Below are 16,557 nucleotides of genomic sequence, written 5' to 3' on the forward strand. Positions count from 1 at the left end.
CCCCGTGCCGGTCACCATCACCGCCGTCGAGAGTACGGACCTGTTCGTCGGGCCGGAGGACGCCCCGCGCCAAGTGCTGCGGGTCACGCTCGAAGGCCCGGAGCCCGCCCGGATCACCGTCGGCGGCCCGGGCGTGCGCGGCGCGGCGACCGGCACGGGGACGGTCGACGTCCCCCTGGAGATCACCGGTGCCCGCCCCGGCGAGCACCGTGCCGTCACCGTGACGGCCGGGCACCCGGCCGCGCGGGGCGCCGGGGACGCGTCCGGGCGGGTCGCCGCCGAGGAGGCGTCCGCGCAGGGCGTCGTCGAGGTCGCCGAGCCCGGCTGGACGATGTTCCTGGTCTCGCACTTCCACTACGACCCGGTCTGGTGGAACACCCAGGCCGCCTACACCTCCCCCTGGGAGCTGCTCTCCGCCGACGCCACCACCCGGCCGCTCTGGGAGCGCAACGGCTTCGCCCTCGTCGACGCCCACCTCGACCTCGCCCTGCGGGACCCGGTCTACAAGTTCGTCCTCGCCGAAGTCGACTACCTGAAACCGTACTTCGACCAGCACCCGGAGCGCCGCGAGACCCTGCGGCGGCTGCTGGAACGCGGCCAGGTGGAACTCGTCGGCGGCACCTACAACGAGCCCAACACCAACCTGACCGGCGCCGAGACCACCATCCGCAACATCGTCCACGGCATCGGCTACCAGCGCGACGTGCTCGGCGGCGACCCGCGAACCGCCTGGCAGCTCGACGTGTTCGGGCACGACCCGCAGTTCCCCGGCCACCTCGCCGCGGCCGGCCTCACCGGCAGCGCCTGGGCCCGCGGCCCCTTCCACCAGTGGGGACCGATCCAGAAGAACTTCCGCGAGGCCAAGGACGACGCCCGGGTGATGCAGTTCCCGAGCGAGTTCGAGTGGATCGCGCCCTCCGGGGAGGGCGTGCTCACCCACTACATGCCGCACCACTACTCGGCCGGCTGGTGGATGGACTCCGCACCCGACCTCGCCACCGCCGAACAGGCCGTCTACGAGCTGTACCGCAAGCTCAAGCCCGTCGGGGCGACGAAGAACCTGCTGCTGCCCGTCGGCACCGACTACACCCCGCCCAACAAGTGGGTCACCGCGATCCACCGCTCCTGGGCCGCCAAGTACCTCTGGCCGCGCTTCGTCTGCGCCGTCCCCCGCGACTTCCTCGACGCCGTCCGGGCCGAACTCGCCGCCACCGGCCGCCGGCCCAGCCCGCAGACCCGCGACATGAACCCGGTCTACACCGGCAAGGACGTCTCGTACATCGACACCAAACAGGCCCAGCGGGCCGGTGAGGTCGCGGCGGTCGACGCCGAGAAGCTCGCCACCCTCGCCGCCGTCCACGGGCTCGGCCGCTACCCGTCCGCCGCGCTCGACAAGGTCTGGCGCCACCTCGCCTACGGCGCCCACCACGACGCCATCACCGGCTCCGAGTCCGACCAGGTCTACCTCGACCTGCTCGGCGGCTGGCGCGAGGCGCACGACCTCGCCACCGCCGTGCGCGACACGGCCCTGGACGCGCTCGCCTCGCGGATCCGCACCACCGGAGCCGGCCGGGCCGTCGTGGTGACCAACACCCTCTCCTTCGACCGCACCGACCTGGTGGCCGTCCCGCTGCCCCCGGACGGGCGGTCGGTCCGGGTGCTCGACGACCGCGGCGAACCCGTGCCCAGCGCCGTCGACCACGGCACCCTGCACTTCCTCGCCACCGACGTCCCCGCCCTCGGCTGGCGCACCTGGCGGCTGGTGGACGGCACGCCGCCCCCGGCCTGGACGGCCGCCCCCGGCAGCACCATCGCCAACGGCCGGTACCGGGTCACCGCCGAACCCGCCCGGGGCGGCGGGCTCAGCTCCGTCCAGGACCTCGCCCACGACCGCGAGCTGATCCGGGACGGCCGGATCGGCAACGAGCTGCGCGTGTACCAGGAGTACCCGCAGCACCCCGACTTCGGCGAGGGCCCCTGGCACCTGGTGCCCAGCGGCCCGGTGCTCGGCTCCGGCGACGCCGCGGCGACGGTCCGCCGGGAGACCGGCCCGCTCGGCGAACGGCTGCTGATCGCTGGGTCGGTCGACGGGATCCGCTACGAGCAGACCGTGACGCTCTGGCACGGCCTCGACCGGGTCGACTGCCGCACCCGGGTCGTCGACCACTCCGGAGCCGACCGCCTGCTGCGGCTGCGCTTCCCCGTCGACCTGCCCGGCGCGCTCCCGGTCAGCGAGGTCGCCGGTGCGGTCATCGGCCGCGGCTTCGCCCTGCCGGACGTCGATTCGGCGGAGGCGCCCTGGACCCTCGACAACCCGGCGAACACCTGGTTCGGGCTCGGCGCCACCGCACGGGCCGAACTGACCGACCCGGCGGGCACCCCGACCGGCACCCGGGCCCTCGGCGTGGCCGAGGTCGTCGTCCCCGCCCTGGACGACGCCGCCGACGCCCGGCCCCTGGTCGTCGCCCTCGCCCGGGCCGGCGTCACCGCCACCACCTCCGGCGCCGACTGGGCGCGCTACGGCTGGCTCGAGGTCGACTCCAACCTGCCCGACGTCCGGATCGTCCTCGGCGGTCCGGAGCGCAACGCCGCGGCCCGGGAGCTGATCGAACGCGCCGGCGAGGAGTACGCGACGGTGCTCAAGGCCCACGGTGCCGTCTGGATCCCCGCCCTCACCCCGCTCGCCGACGTCTGGCGGCCCGACGCCGACCTGCGCGACCTGCGGGCGCTGCCCGCCCTCGTGGTCGCCGACCCGGACACCCTCGTCGCCGACCTCGCCGACGCCCGGATCACCGCCGTCTGCCCCGTCCCGGTCGCGGACCGCCTCGTCGACCACACCGTCGCCCTGCTGAGCTTCGGACTCCCCGGATTCGCCGTCGACCCCACCGGAGCCCTCCACCTCTCCCTGATGCGCTCCTGCACCGGCTGGCCCTCCGGCGTCTGGATCGACCCGCCCCGGCGCACCCTGCCCGACGGCGCCTCCTTCCAACTCCAGCACTGGACGCACGAGTTCCACTACGCACTGGTCGGCGGCGCGGGCGACTGGAGGGACCAGGCGCTGCCCGCCCAGGGCCAGGAGTTCAACCACCCCCTGCACGCCCGGCTCGCCCCCGCCCACGACGGCCCGCTCCCCGCCACGCTGTCCTGGCTGCGGGTCGAGCCGCAGCGGGAGGTCCTGCTCGGCACCCTCAAACCCGCCGGGAACCCGGTCGCCCACGGCTCGGCCGCACCCACCGGGCCCGAACTCGCCCTCCGGCTGCTCGAATCGACCGGCCTCGGCCGGACCGCACGGCTCACCGGCGCGCTCGGCCTCGGCCCGCTGCACCACGCCGACCTGCTCGAACGGGCCACCGGCGAATCCGGCGCAGCCACCGGGACCGTGCACCTCACCGGCTCCCGGATCGCCACCCTGCTGGCCACCCCCGGCGTCGCGGCGCCGCCGGACGGCCCGCTGCTCGGCCCGGCCGCCGAAGCCGCCCAGCCCGTGCACGCCCGCTACTGGCTGCACAACCGCGGCCCCGCACCCCTCGGCTACCTGCCCGTCTCCGTCGGCGCCTCGCCCGGCCTGCTGCGGACGGCCGGGGAGCCCGTCACCCTCTCCGTCGCCCTCGCCTCGCAGCTGCGCGACACCGCCGTCGAGGGCACGGCCGTGGTGCTGCCGCCCGAGGGCTGGACCGCCGCCCCCGGCAGCCGCCCCTACCGGCTGGAGCCCGGAGGGCACCTGCGCTTCCCGGTCACCCTGACCCCGCCGGCCGGCGCCCGGCCCGGACTGCACTTCGCGGCCGTCCGGATCGACCACGACGGGCAGCAGATCGAGGACGTGGTGACGATCGCCGTCGGCGAGCTCCCCGCCCTGCTCCCCGCGGCCGGGGAATCACCCGAGGACTGGACGGCCGCCCAGGGCACCAAGGCCCTCACCGGCCGGGACACCGGCCTGGACGTCGACGCCCCGAACCGGACGGTACGGGTCGCCCCCGGCGGCCGCGCCACGCTCGGCGTCACACTCACCAACCGGACGTGCGGAGAGATCCGCGGCGAGCTCCAGCTCGTCTCGCCGTGGGGCACGTGGGAGGCGATCGCCGAGCCGGTGCGCGGCTTCACCGTCCCGGCCGGCTCCTCCGTCACCGTGGACTACACGATCTCCGCCCCCGAATCGCTCGCCCCCGGCTCCTCCTGGGCCCTGGCCAAGGTGATGTGGTTCGGCCGCTGCCAGTACGCCCCGACCGTCGCCCTGGAGGTGCGGGCATGACCGGCCGAGCGGCCGACCGGGCCCTCGGCCTGCTCGACGGCCGCCCCCTGCCGCGCACCGCGCTCGACCGGCGGCTGGCCGCCCTGCGGGCCGGACCGCGCGCCACCGCCCTGCCGCAGCCGGGGAGCCCGGAGGACCGGCAGCTCACCCGGTGGGTCGCCCAGGTGCTGCTGACCGAGGCGCTCTGCGAGGCCGTCGCCGCCGAGCGCGGGCTGCCGGTCGACGCCTCCGGCCCCGCCCGGCTCGACCAGCGGGCCGCCGTCGAGCTCGGCTCCATCACGGCGGCCGCCTACGAGGGCAGCGCGGCCGTCCGCGCCGTCCACGACGCCGTGACCGCCGAGGTCGAGGCCGCGCCCGCGGACGTCGCCCGCTACCGCGAACTCACCGCCCGCCCACCCGCCCGGACCTGGCGCCTCGCCCTCCCCGACGGCGAGATCGAGGCCGACCCCGACACCCTCCCGCTGGCCCTCGCCGACGCCCTCCGCGCGGCCCCGGCGGGCCGGTGGGTCACCGCGGGCCCGTGGACCGCCGCCCTGCTCGCCACCTCCGCCCCTCCCCGGCCGCCCGACCCCGCCCCCGCCCTGCGGGACGCCGCCCGCCGCGCAGCCTTCGTCCGCTGGCTCGACCACCAGCGCGCCCGCCGCCTCACCCTCGTCGAGGGCCTCGAACACCCCGGCGACCCCGACCAGCCCGACAACCACCACCGCCACTGAGAACGCCCCCGCACCGGCCCGCCGCGTGGGGGCGGCAGACCGGTGCGGGGGCTCGCGGGTCAGGACGTCGGGTGGCTCGCCCGGACGAGGGCCCGCCCGCGCAGGGTGCGCAGCTGGTCGAGCAGCGACTGGTCCGCGCCGAGGACGGTCCGCTCGACGTCGGCCTGGGCCCGGGCGACGGCGTCCGCGAGGCCGGCCTGCTGCTGGCAGCGGGCACTCGCCCCGGCGAGGGCGAGTTCGCCGCCGATCAGTTCGCGGGTCTTCGCCGGGTCGGTGCCGTCCTGTTCGACCTGCTGGTCGATCGCGGCCACCGGGTCGCCCAGGTGGGTGGCCGGCCGGTGGGCGGCGCTCATGCAGTCGCGCCAGCGCGCCTCGGCGGCGGTGAACCGGCCGTCGGCCCGGACGCCGGCGACGACCTTGCCGCCGAGCACCTGGAAGGTGTTGAACAGGCGGAAGTAGTCCGGGCCGTAGAGGGAGTCGCGGGCCGAGGCGAGGCAGGAGTCGTCGTTGTAGAAGAACTGCTGCCGGTCGGGCAGGTCGACGGTGACCCGGTGCGCCTCCGTCCCCAGCAGTGCGGCCTGCCAGGGCTCCTCCCCGGCGTGCGCCTGGTTGGGGTCGGCGGCCGGCTTCAGGTCCAGCGCCGTGCTGATGACGCCGAAGCCGTCGGCGGCGGCCTGGGCGCCGGTGAGGAGGCCGTACGGGTTGGCGTCGACCCGGTGGTCCCCGGTGGTGAGGCCCGCGGGGCGGTAGTCGAAGCCGCGCCCGCGCATGCAGGAGGCGACGAGGCTCTCCTCGGCGCCGTGCAGGGCGAGGCGCTGCTGCTCGTCGTAGTGGGTGACGCCGTCGAAGGGACGCGGTTGGGCCCCGGGCGTGGTGGTGCCGCCGGACGAGGAGCATCCGGCGGCACCGAGGCCCAGGAGCGACGCCGCGAGGGCGAGAGCGATCCTGGTGTTCACGACCGGGTCAGACCGTGCACCAGCGGTTGGAGAGGATGCTCGGCAGATTGTCCCCGATGAAGGTCCAGCCCTGGCCGCGGTAGAGGATCCAGCCCTGGCCCTGGGCGTTCTTCTGGGCGTAGACGACGACGCTGCAGCTGTTGCCGTTGTTGTACGCCGAACCCCCGTAGCTGTGTGCGAAGTTGTTGTACTGGCTCAGGTCGTTGTTGTCCTGGTAGACGGTCTGGACCGCGCCGCCGTAGTTGGAGTTCCAGTAGACGCACAGGCCGCCGGAGTTGCAGCCCGACGGGGCCGCCTGGGCCGCGGGGGCGAGGGCGACGCCCGCGCCGAGGGCGAGGCTCGCGGCGACGGCTAGTGAGGCGACGGTCTTCTTGAACATGTGGTGGCTCCCCGTGATCGAGTGAAGGTGCCGTTCAGTGAAGGTGCCTTGCACCGACGGGTGTGACGCCCCGTCGGCGACGCCCAGCCTGTGGCAGGGGTCGGAAAGATCGCCATCCACCGGCTGCGTCCCGGGACGGCGGGATTCCGTCCCACGCGCCTGAGCAGCGCGTCCCCCGGCCGTCCCGGCCGAAGGAGGGACGTCCCCGGGGCGGTGGTGCGCCGATCGAGGGGTCCGGCCGAGCGCTCGACGGTGCCGCGCCAGGCGCGACATGACGTAACGTCAGGATGCTGTCAGCGGGCTGCCGGTGGTGTCAGCGGTTTGTTCGTGTGCTGTGAGCGGGCAGGGCGAGGGTGGTCGACGGATGCAGCACCGACCCACGGGAGACCCAGCATGTCGAACACCACCCCGCCCGACGGAACCACCCCGCCTGACGTCACCGCCCTGCCCGACGGGACCACTCCGCCGCGCGGCGCCCGGACGACCTCGGTCCTGGTCTCCGGCGCCGGGATCGCCGGCACCGCGCTGGCCTACTGGCTGGAGCGCTACGGCTTCCGCGTCACCGTCGTCGAGCGCGCGCCGTCGTTGCGCGGCGGCGGCCAGGCCGTGGACATCCGCGGCAACGCGCTGGAGGTCGTCGAACGGATGGGCCTGCTGGAGGAGGTCCGGGCGCGCCGGACCGGCCTGCGCGGGATGTCCCTGGTCGACGGCGAGGGCCGCGAGCTGGGCCGCACCACGGAGTGGACGGCCAGCGGCGGCCCGGTCGGCGGGCCCGACGTGGAGATCCTGCGCGACGAGCTCGCGGGCCTGATCGCGGGCGCCACCGGCCCGGGCGTCGAGTACCGGTTCGGCGACTCGATCGAGACCCTGGTGCAGCACCGGGACGGCGTGCAGGTCCGGTTCCGCGGCGGCGCCGAGGAGGCCTTCGACCTGGTGGTGGGCGCCGACGGCCTGCACTCGAACACCCGCCGTCTGGTCTTCGGCCCGGAGGGCGACTTCCTCCACCCCCTCGACACCTTCATCGCGGGCTGGAGCGTCCCCAACCACCTCGGCCTCGACCGTTGGGAGGTGCTCCACCAGAACGGGGGCGACACCGGGTGGAACTGCCTGGTGATGACGGCCCGGGAGAACACCGAGCTGCGGGTCTTCGTCGGCTTCCGCAGCGACGAGCCGCTCGACCGGATGCTGCCCCGCGACCGCGGCGACCAGCGCCGGCTGGTCGCCGAGCGCTGCGCCCACCTGGGCTGGGAGGTGCCGCGGTTCCTCCGGGAGATGTGGGAGTCGGAGGCCTTCCACTACGACGTCGTCGCCCAGGTCCGGATGGAGCGCTGGTGGAAGGAGCGGGTGGCGCTGGTCGGTGACGCGGGCTTCTGCTGCTCGCCGTTGACCGGTCAGGGCACCAGCGTGGCGCTGACGGCCGCCTACGTCCTGGCCGGGGAGCTGTCCGCGGCGGACGGCGACCACCTGTCCGCGTTCCCGGCCTACGAGCGGCGGCTGCGCGACCACGTGGCGGCCAACCAGGCGATCCTGGAACTGACCGGTGACGTCTTCGGCGGGGACGCCGAGCCCGCGGAGGAGGGAGGGCCGGTAGGCCTCGCGGGGTTCGAGCGGCCCGGTCCGGAGATGGAGGAGGCGTTCCGGGCGGCCACCGTGTTCGACCTGGTGGACTACTGAGGGCCGGGGCCCGCCGCGCGTCGGCCGCGGTGCGGCGGGCCCCTTGCGGTCCGGGCCCGGGTGCGCCACCGGCACCCGGGCCCGGGCCGTACTACGGCAGCAGCCCCAGGGTGACCTGGAAGCCGAGCCCGCCCAGCAGGGTGTGGTCGCCGAAGAGGTCGCACCGGCCGGCGACGAGCACGCCGGCCGGTGAGGTGATGACCTGGGGGGCCTCGACGCAGTAGCCGCGGCGGCGGTCGGCGGCCGGCGCGGCGGGGGAGAGGACGCTGGTGGCGCCGGGGAAGAGGATGGCGGTGCCGCCGGTGCGGTCGCCGTGGGGAGGGGGCAGGGGGATTCCGGTGTCGTCCTGGGGGGTGAAGAACAGCACCCAGAACGATCCGGTGGGCTCCTCTCCGAGGGAGAGGTTGACGGTGGCGTCGCCGGTGACGACGTCGCCGAGCACCTTCACTCCGGAGAAGGACAGCGGGAGCGCCAGCGGGTGGTCGGAGGCGTCGATCCCGGCGAGCAGTCGGTGCAGGGCGGGGGCGGCTTCGGGTGTGGCGTACTCCCTCAGTGAGATGAATGCGGCGTCCTGGGCGGGCACGACCTGCTCGTCGTCCATGGTGTCTCCTCGCTGCCGCCCTCCGGGTGTTCGCAGGGCCGGGCGGGGTCACGGATGCCCGGGTGGGGCGGGCGGCGCACGGCGGGTGCCGAGCTGTCCCCCGAACGGCTGAGGACGGTGACCGGTACGGTCCACCGGGCCCCGCCCCACCCCGGCCCGCCCGGGCGTCAGGCCCAGGGATCGGTGAAGGAGCGGCCGGGGACGGGCTTGGCGATCAGGGCGATGGCGGTGAAGAAGTTGACCTGGCCGATGGCCGCGGTCAGCGTGGTGAGCGCCCGCTCGTCGTAGTGCGCGGCGACCTCGGCGTAGAGCGCGTCGGTGACGCGCTCGCCGTGGGGGTTGGGCTGCAGGACGGCCTCGACGAGGGCGAGGGCGGCGCGCTCGGGGGCGCTGAAGTACGGCGAGTCCTGCCAGGAGGAGACCGAGGTGATGCGTTCCTCGGACTCGCCGGCCTTGCGGAGGAAGCCGGTGTGCAGCACGGTCAGGTAGGTGCTTCCGGCGAGCTGGCCGGCCCGCAGCTGGACGAGGCTGATGGTGGTGCGGGGTACGGTGCGGTTGCCGGTGGCCTTGAACAGCGCGGCCGAGACCTCGGCGAGCTCGGGGACGAGCTCGACCGGGTCCTGGGTCATGCGGGGGCGGAGCGGGATCTCGGTGGTGATCGATCGGGTTTCCACGGCGGTTCCTCTCGGGGCGGTCGGTGCTTCCGGAGGTCCGACGGATCACGGCGGGGGATTGTGACGGGGGCCGGTCGGGAGTTCTGTGACGGCGGGTGGTCAGGGGAGCAGCGAGACCTGGTAGTGGGCGATGGACCAGCCGTCGGCGGTCCGCCGGAGCAGGACGCCGAGGTTGACGGTCAGGGTGGGGCGGTCGGTGAAGGAGAAGTCGACGGCGAGGTAGCCGAGGAGGAGGTCGTCGGCGAGGCGGCGGGTCTCCTGGACGCGGTAGGCGGCGGTCATGCCGAGCGGCTGGGAGGCGTAGTACCCGGCGACGCCCGCCCGTCCGACGGAGTAGGGGTGCAGGCCCTGGAAGATCGCGTCCTCGGTGAAGCAGGCGGCGGCCCGGTCGGGATCGTGGGCGTCGACGGCGCCCTTCCAGCGGTCGAGGACCTCGTGCAGGACGGCTTCGTCGTTCATCGGGCACCTGCGGATCCGGGGTCGTTGGGGTGCGGGGTGAGCGGGGTGACGGTGTCCCGCCGCCACACCCGCAGCGGCATCGAGGCGAGGAGCTGCTCCAGCCGTTCGGCGTCCGGGGCGGAGAACAGCCCCCAGGTGCGCCACTCGCCCGGGGTCAGCGGGGGCCGCCAGAGCCGCAACAGGTTCCCCTGGGAGGCGAGTTCGCGGGCCCGCTCGGCCTCGCGGGTGCGGATGTCGGCGACCGCCTCCGCGGAGGTGCCCTCGGGGACGGTGGTCACCATGTCGACCAGGAATTCCATCGGTGTCCTCTCGTACGGGTCACCCGGAGTATCGGGGGGCGGCCCGTGGCGAGGGGCGGTGCCACGCCGTCGGGGGCGCGTGTCGGGCGTCGGAGGCGGGGCGCGGGCCGCCGGGCGCTACCGCAGCACCGCGGGGGTGGGGCCGTCGGGGCGGACGGTGATGCTGTAGGAGGCGCCGGTGGGGATGGATTGGAACGTGGGCAGGCCGAGCGGGAGCAGCAGCTCCAGCAGGGCGGTGGTCTCGCGGAGGGCGAACTGGGTGCCCAGGCAGGCGCGGGCGCCGAGGCCGAACGGGAGGTAGGCGCCGAGCGGGCCGGGGCGGGTGCCGGCCGCGGTGAAGCGGGCCGGGTCGAAGCGCTCCGGGTCGGGCCACAGGGCCGGGTCGCGGTGGGTGAGGAAGGGGCAGACCAGGACGTCGGTGCCGGCGGCGATGCGGTGCCCGGCGAGCACGTCGTCCTCGACCGCGTGGCGCGGCAGCAGCCAGGCGGAGGGGTAGAGCCGCAGGGTCTCGCTGACCAGGGCCTGCGGGTCGTCCCGGTGGGCCCGGTGGGCGGCGGGGTTGCGGTCGAGCAGGAGGTAGAGCCACGTCAGGGTGGTGGCGGTGGTCTCGTGGCCGGCGACGAGCAGGGTGACCAGCTCGTCGCGGATCAGCCGGTCGGTGTACTCGGGGTGCCGGTCGGCGGCGTCGAGCAGGACGCGCAGCACGCCGGGTTCCTCGGTGTCGACGGCCGCGCGGGCGGTGTCGATGGCGGCCTGGGCGACGGCGTCGATCCGGGCGAGCTCCCCGGCGACGGCGTCGCGGGCGTCGGCGGCGTTGCTCGGCAGGGTCGGCATCACCGCCACCACCCGCTCCACCGCGCGGAGTTCGCGGTCGGTGTGGTCGTCCAGCGGCAGCCCGGTGAGGGCCCGCCAGACGGTGTCCAGGGCGAAGCCGCGCATCTCCTCGGCGAGGTCGAAGGTCGCGCCGCTGCGGCGGTACCCCTCCCAGCGGTCGGCCGTGCGGCGGGCGGCGGCGGCGATCCGCCGCTCGTAGCGGCGTATCCCGGTGCCGGTGAACTGGGACTGCAGCAGCCGTCGTTGGCGCTTCCAGGCGTCCCCGGTGGCGGAGAGCACGCCGTCGCCGACCAGCATCCGGGCGCGGTGCGAGCGCTTGACGTAGCGCTCCGGGTGGCGGCCGAGGACGTGCTGCACGGCCGCCGGGTCGGTGACCAGGACGGTCGGTGTCGGTCCGAGTCGGAAGGCGGCGACGCCGCCGACGTGGTGCCGGGCGCGGGCGAGCAGGTCGACGAGTTCGGCCTCCTCGGCGCGCCACTCCTCGACGGCCTCGGGTGCCAGCTCCGGGACGGGGCGCGGGTCCGTGGTCACGGGTGTTCTCCTCCGACGTGCTGACGGGGCGTCCGTGCCGACTCTATGCCAGGCCGCGGCCGGCCGGGCCGGCCCGCCGGGGGCGCCCGGGCGTGCGCTTCCGCCACCCGGGCATGCGGCTGCGCCGCGGTCCGTCCCCCTCGACGGACCGCGGCGCAGCGTCGGTGGTGGCGTCAGCTGCGGACCGCGCGGGTCACAGCTGCTGCCACAGGGCGGGGACGATCGGCGGCTCCCAGCCGACCTGGGCGGTGTGGCCCTGGATGCAGCGGTAGCTGATCCCGTTGTAGGTCACGACGTCGCCCGCCTGGTAGGTGGTGCCGGCCTTCCAGGTGCCGCCCGGGTTGCCCGGGTCGGTGCCGACGACCAGCGAGAAGGTGCTGGTGTGGGTGGCCGATCCGGTGCCGGTGACGGTGATGGTGTAGGTGCCGGCCGCGGTGGAGGAGGCGGTGGAGACGGTGAGCGTCGCGGAGCCGCCGGACTGCACGGAGGACGGGTTGAAGGAGACCGTGACGCCCGCCGGGGCGCCCGCGGCGGTCAGGTTGACCGTCTGCGCCGAGCCGGCGGTGGTGGCGGTGGAGACGGTCGCGGTGGCGCTGCCGCCGGGGGTGACGGTGGCGCCGGACGGGTTCACCGCGAGGGAGAAGTCGTTGGTCGGCGTGGTGCCGCCGACGGAGGTCTTCCAGATGGTGTAGGCGACGCCGTCGGCGCTGCGGTTGAGGACGGTCGCGTCGACGTTGCCCGTGGTGTCGCAGGACTGGTGGTAGCAGGAGTCGTAGGAACGGCCCGCGGTGCCGCCCCACTTGGCCGCCTGGGCCGAGCTCTTGGTGTCGCTGGCGCCGGCGGCGTACCCCGACGTGGGGATGCCGGCCTGCTGGAAGGAGTAGTCGTCCGAGCGGCCCTGGCCCTCGACGTTCTCCTCCGGCTGGAGGTTGAGGGAGTCCCAGTAGGCCTTCATCGGGGCGGACGCGGCGGAGCCGATGTTGTTGATGAAGTACCCGGCGTTGGGCGAGCCGATCATGTCGAAGTTGTAGTAGGCCTTGATCGCGGAGCGCTGGGCGGAGCTCAGCTGGCCGACGTAGGACTGCGAGCCCTGCAGGCCCTGCTCCTCACCCGTCCACCAGGCGAACCGGACGTGCCGGGTCAGGCCGGGGTTCTGCTGGGCGAGGACGAGGGCGTTCTCCAGCAGGGTGGCGGAGCCGGAGCCGTTGTCGTTGATGCCGGGGCCGGCCGAGACGCTGTCCAGGTGGGCGCCGAACATGGTGACCTGGTCGGTCGGGCCTCCGGGCCAGTCGGCGATCAGGTTGTTGGACTGGTAGGTGCAGGAGGTGCAGGTCTGCTCGGTGACGGTGTAACCGGCCGCCTGCAGCTTGCCCTTGATGTAGGCCAGGGACTGGCTGTGCCCGGCGGTGCCGGCCCGGCGGTTGCCGCCGTTCTGGTTGGCGACGGTGTTCAGCTGGGTCAGGTGGGCCTGCACCTTGGCGACGTCGATGTCGGGTGCGGGCCCGCCGGGGGTGCCGCCGCCGACCGTCAGGGTGTACTGGGCGGTGTGGGTGGCCGCGCCGGCGGTGCCGGTGACGGTGATCACGTACGTGCCCGGGGCCGCCGAGGAGGAGGCCGAGAGGGTCAGCGTGGCGGAGGAACCGGCCTGCACCGACGAGGGGTTGACCGTCGCGGTGACTCCGGCGGGGGCGCCCGAGGCGGTCAGGTTGACGGTCTGCGCGGTGCCGGAGGTGACGGCGGTGCTGATCGTCGCGCTGGCCGACGAGCCGGGCTGGACCGAGCCGGAGGCCGGGCCGAGCGCGAGCGAGAAGTCGTTGTTGCCGGACGGCGTGCAGGTCGGGTCACCGCTCTGGGCGGGGACGCTGACGGCGTCCCAGGCGGCCTTGGCCCGGTTGAAGGTCGTGCAGGAGGGGTCCAGGTTCTTGGCCGCGGTCAGGGTGGCGGTGCGGTAGCGCTTGTAGGTCATGCCGCTGGTCTTGAGCAGCATGCCGCCGTAGAAGATCCGGCCGGCGTCCTTGATGCCGACGCCGGTGACGGAGGAGTTGTTGCAGGTGGGGCTGGTGGGCTTGCCGCCGCCCGGGTTGGAGCCCTCGGCGAGCAGGTAGAACCAGTGGTTGAGCGGGCCGGCCGCCGCGTGCACCTCGGTGCTCGGGATGGAGGAGGAGTAGCAGTTGGGGTTGTTGCTCACCAGCGAGGGGTTGTACATGTTCCGGATCGGCCCGTTGCCGACGAGGTTGATCATCTCGCCGACGGTGTAGTCCGGGTTGTCGTACGGGGAGGGCTCGTTGGCGTACGCCTCGGTGAGCGCGCCGAAGATGTCGCCGGTGCCCTCGCCGAGGCCGTTCTCGTTGTTGGCGCCGCCCGGGGTGTACTGGTCGATGCCGTGGCCGAACTCGTGCCCGACCACGTCGATGGCGGCGATCCACTCGTTGGCCTGGCTGTGGCCGATCGATATGGAGCTGCCGTCCCAGTAGGCGTTGACGTCGTTCAGGCCGACCTTGACCGGCCAGCTGCCGCCGTTGCCGTCGTGTCCGTTGCGACCGAGCCAGTCGCGGAGCATGTCCCATTCCTTCTGGGCCGCGAACATCGCGTCGCCGCAGCCGGTCTCCTTGCTGGTGGGGTTGCCGGTGCCCCAGGAGTCGGAGGACTTGCTGAAGACCTGGCCGGTGCTGTAGTCGGAGCAGGTCAGGCCGGGCCGGTTCGGGTCGCGCAGCGAGTAGGAGCCGCCCGAGCCGGTGGTGCTGATGGTGACCGGGGAGGGGCCGTTCCACTTGCTGTTCACGGTGCCGGCGCGGACGTCGTCGTAGGAGTCGATCACCTCACCGCTCGCGGCGTCGACGAAGACGTGCAGCCGGCTCGGGGCACTCTCGGTGCGGCCGGTCAGCACGGTCTCCCAGGCGAGCCGACCGCCGGAGCCGTCCTTGACCCGGACGACCAGGCGGCGGGAGTCGACCTTGTCCACGGCGGCCAGCCTGGTGCGGGCGGTCTTCTCCGCCTTCGCCGCGCTGACCTGCGGGGTGACCGAGCCGCCGACCGGGCCGGAGGCCGCCGACTGGAGGCCGCGGACCTTGCCCTGGCCGTCGGCGAGCACCACGGCGTCGCCGCCGACGACGGGCAGACCGCGGTAGCTGCGCTCGTACGCGACGGAGTACAGGCCGCCGAGCCAGGGGGTGACGGAGCGGCGCTCGTAGGTCTCGTCCGGGCCCTTGGCGAGGGCGTCCAGGCCGGCCGCGGCGGCCGCGTCGGCGGCGTTCACGGCGGCGGCCAGGGCGCTCGGGGGTGCGGGGGAGGGGGTGGGCGCGGCGGTGGCCGGCCCGGCCGTGGCGGCGATCATTCCGGCCAGCACGGTCAGGGTGGTCGCCGTGGTCAGCAACCGTCCTGTGGAAACTCTGCGTTGCATCGAGGCTCCTCGCATGTGGGGGTCCTCGACCGCGGACGGCAATGGCTGGTGGCGCACCGCAGGGCCGTTTCTGGGGGGACGGCCGTGCGGGCCGTCCGCGCTCGGGTGCCGGAACCCTCACATGGCGTCATGCTCGGGTCAATGGCTGGTGCAAGCGGTGAATAGGGTTGGCAAATTCCGTCAAGCTGCGGTTTTCCCCCAGTGGTTGAGACCACGTCATGTACGGAACGGGTGCCATCGAGTACCGTCCTCCTCGTCGGAAGGCGAGTGCAGGGCCGGGGGACGCGACCTGGGGAGGCAGCCGTGCATCGGAACCGCGTGGCCGCGGCGCGGGCGTCCGCACCCCCGCCGCCGGCCCTCCCGAGCCCGTCGGCCGCCTCCCCGGCCACCGTCCAGGACCCGGGCGCCTGGCGCGAGTTCGGGGCCCGGATGCGCCACTGGCGGCGCCGGACCGGCCTCACCCAGGCCCAGCTCGGCGCCCACATCGGCTACGACCACACCGCCGTCAGCAAGATCGAGCACGGCTCCCGCCGGGTCACCCCCCGGATCGCCGACCGGATCGACGAACTCCTCGGCGCGGGCGGTGAGCTGCGCGCAGCCTGTCTGCGCGCCGAGACCGCCGAACTGGCCGTGCCCGCGCCGCTCGCCCCCGGACTGCTGCGCCCCCCGCTGCCCGCCGCCGGCACCGGACCCGCCGGTCCGGCGCGCTGGCCGGCGCCGATCGGCCCGCCGCGGCGGCTGCCGGACTACGGCCTGCTCTGCCCGCTGCACGGGGCGGACGGCTGTGCCGTCCCCGAGCCCGTCGAACTCGCCGCCCTGCACGCGGAGTTCTGTGCCGCCCCGTCCACCGTCGCGCCGTCGCTGGACGCCGACACCGCGCACGCCCTGACCGGACTGCTCGCCGCCCACCTGCGCTCCGGGGAGGCCGGCGGTCTGCCGGGCCTGGCGGCCGCCGTCGAGCGCACCCTGCACGCGGTGCTCGCCCGGCTCGCCGCGGCGCCTCCCGCGCAGCGTGGCCCACTGGCCCGGCTGGCCGCCGAACACGCCCACGCCGCAGGCGCGTTGCGGATGCAGGACGGCCGCAACGCGACCGCGATGGCCTGCTTCGACCGGGCACTGGGCTGGGCCGAACTCGCCGGGGACCAGGCCACCCAGGTCGCCGCGCTCAGCGACATGAGCACCCTCGCCCGGCTCGACGGCGATCCGGCCAGCGCCCTCGGCTACGCCCGGGAGATCGGCCGGGCCGCCCCCGGCCGGCACTGGTCGGGGGCGATGGGCCAGATCGGCCAGGCCCGCGCGCACGCCCTCGCGGGCGAGGTCCGGGACACCGTCCGGGCCATCGGCCGTGCGCGGCTGCACCTGGACCACATCGGCGACCGGGACGAGGACGACGCGCCCTGGCTCTCCATCGCCTCGATGCGGCTGCGGGTGGAGGCCGCCGCCTCGGCCGCCCTGCGCGACCTCGCCGCGGTGGTGGACGATCCCCGGCTGGCCCGGCGCGCACTGGCCGCCGCCGAGACCGCGCTCGGCCTGCTCGGGCCGGACCAGCTGCCGTCCAGCCGCCTGCTGTTCACGGTCCGGATGGCGGACTGCCACGCCTGCGCGCACGACCCGCAGACGGCCGTGGAGCTGCTCGGTCCGGCGCTGGAGGCCGCCCCGATCGAGGCCCTCCCGGCCCTGGTCGGCCACGAGCTGCGGGGGCTGCGCGACCGGCTGGCGGCGCAGCGCCCCGGCGCCGCCTGGCGGCTGGAGGCGTTCACCCCCCTCGCCTCCGGGCGCCCCTGACCC

At 74.9% G+C, this 16,557-nt stretch carries 12 protein-coding genes; 4 read left to right on the plus strand and 8 right to left on the minus strand.

Annotated features, from left to right (window positions below):
- Positions 1 to 4: 4 nt before the first annotated feature.
- Positions 5 to 4,249 carry an NEW3 domain-containing protein gene (locus tag AB0N04_RS03350; RefSeq protein WP_360208466.1) on the plus strand — a complete coding sequence of 1,415 codons (4,245 nt, stop codon included), beginning with the start codon at positions 5 to 7 and terminating at the stop codon, positions 4,247 to 4,249.
- The gene (locus tag AB0N04_RS03355; protein ID WP_360208469.1) at positions 4,246 to 4,962 is read left to right on the plus strand and encodes a hypothetical protein; all 717 of its coding nucleotides are present in this window, start codon (positions 4,246 to 4,248) and stop codon (positions 4,960 to 4,962) included. Before AB0N04_RS03350 ends, AB0N04_RS03355 begins: the two co-directional genes overlap by 4 nt.
- Positions 4,963 to 5,021: 59 nt before the next feature.
- Here the strand turns inward: AB0N04_RS03355 and AB0N04_RS03360 are convergent, their stop codons facing one another.
- Complete coding sequence (locus tag AB0N04_RS03360; protein WP_360208472.1) at positions 5,022 to 5,918, minus strand: hypothetical protein; 897 nt, start codon at positions 5,916 to 5,918, stop codon at positions 5,022 to 5,024.
- A gap of 7 nt (positions 5,919 to 5,925) precedes the next feature.
- Positions 5,926 to 6,297, minus strand: a complete 372-nt coding sequence (locus tag AB0N04_RS03365) for a peptidase inhibitor family I36 protein (RefSeq protein WP_360208474.1) — start codon at positions 6,295 to 6,297, stop codon at positions 5,926 to 5,928.
- A 393-nt stretch (positions 6,298 to 6,690) separates the two neighbouring features.
- Between AB0N04_RS03365 and AB0N04_RS03370 the strand changes: the two genes are divergently transcribed.
- Positions 6,691 to 7,971, plus strand: a complete 1,281-nt coding sequence (locus AB0N04_RS03370) for an FAD-dependent monooxygenase (protein ID WP_360208477.1) — start codon at positions 6,691 to 6,693, stop codon at positions 7,969 to 7,971.
- A 91-nt stretch (positions 7,972 to 8,062) separates the two neighbouring features.
- Here the strand turns inward: AB0N04_RS03370 and AB0N04_RS03375 are convergent, their stop codons facing one another.
- The 6 genes from AB0N04_RS03375 to AB0N04_RS03400 all read right to left on the minus strand — a co-directional run bounded on the left by AB0N04_RS03375 (position 8,063) and on the right by AB0N04_RS03400 (position 14,703).
- Positions 8,063 to 8,572 carry a hypothetical protein gene (locus AB0N04_RS03375; protein ID WP_360208480.1) on the minus strand — a complete coding sequence of 170 codons (510 nt, stop codon included), beginning with the start codon at positions 8,570 to 8,572 and terminating at the stop codon, positions 8,063 to 8,065.
- A gap of 167 nt (positions 8,573 to 8,739) precedes the next feature.
- A complete protein-coding gene (locus tag AB0N04_RS03380; RefSeq protein ID WP_360208553.1) occupies positions 8,740 to 9,201 on the minus strand; it encodes a carboxymuconolactone decarboxylase family protein in 462 nt (153 codons plus the stop codon).
- Between the two features lie 144 nt (positions 9,202 to 9,345).
- Positions 9,346 to 9,705, minus strand: coding sequence for an SgcJ/EcaC family oxidoreductase (locus tag AB0N04_RS03385; RefSeq protein WP_360208483.1), 360 nt, complete (start codon positions 9,703 to 9,705; stop codon positions 9,346 to 9,348).
- Positions 9,702 to 10,004 (minus strand): muconolactone Delta-isomerase family protein, encoded by a 303-nt coding sequence (locus tag AB0N04_RS03390; protein WP_360208486.1) that lies wholly within the window; start codon positions 10,002 to 10,004, stop codon positions 9,702 to 9,704. The genes AB0N04_RS03385 and AB0N04_RS03390 overlap by 4 nt, the downstream gene beginning before the upstream one ends.
- A 117-nt stretch (positions 10,005 to 10,121) precedes the next feature.
- Positions 10,122 to 11,369: a cytochrome P450 gene (locus tag AB0N04_RS03395; RefSeq protein WP_360208488.1), complete on the minus strand. Its 1,248-nt coding sequence runs from the start codon at positions 11,367 to 11,369 to the stop codon at positions 10,122 to 10,124.
- A 193-nt stretch (positions 11,370 to 11,562) separates the two neighbouring features.
- Positions 11,563 to 14,703 (minus strand): M28 family peptidase, encoded by a 3,141-nt coding sequence (locus tag AB0N04_RS03400; RefSeq protein ID WP_360208556.1) that lies wholly within the window; start codon positions 14,701 to 14,703, stop codon positions 11,563 to 11,565.
- Between the two features lie 369 nt (positions 14,704 to 15,072).
- Here AB0N04_RS03400 and AB0N04_RS03405 point away from each other — a divergent pair, with 369 nt between their 5' ends.
- Positions 15,073 to 16,554 carry a helix-turn-helix transcriptional regulator gene (locus tag AB0N04_RS03405; RefSeq protein ID WP_360208491.1) on the plus strand — a complete coding sequence of 494 codons (1,482 nt, stop codon included), beginning with the start codon at positions 15,073 to 15,075 and terminating at the stop codon, positions 16,552 to 16,554.
- Positions 16,555 to 16,557 lie beyond the last annotated feature (3 nt).

Source organism: Kitasatospora sp. NPDC051702 (assembly GCF_040681575.1).
In the GTDB taxonomy this organism is placed as follows: domain Bacteria; phylum Actinomycetota; class Actinomycetes; order Streptomycetales; family Streptomycetaceae; genus Kitasatospora.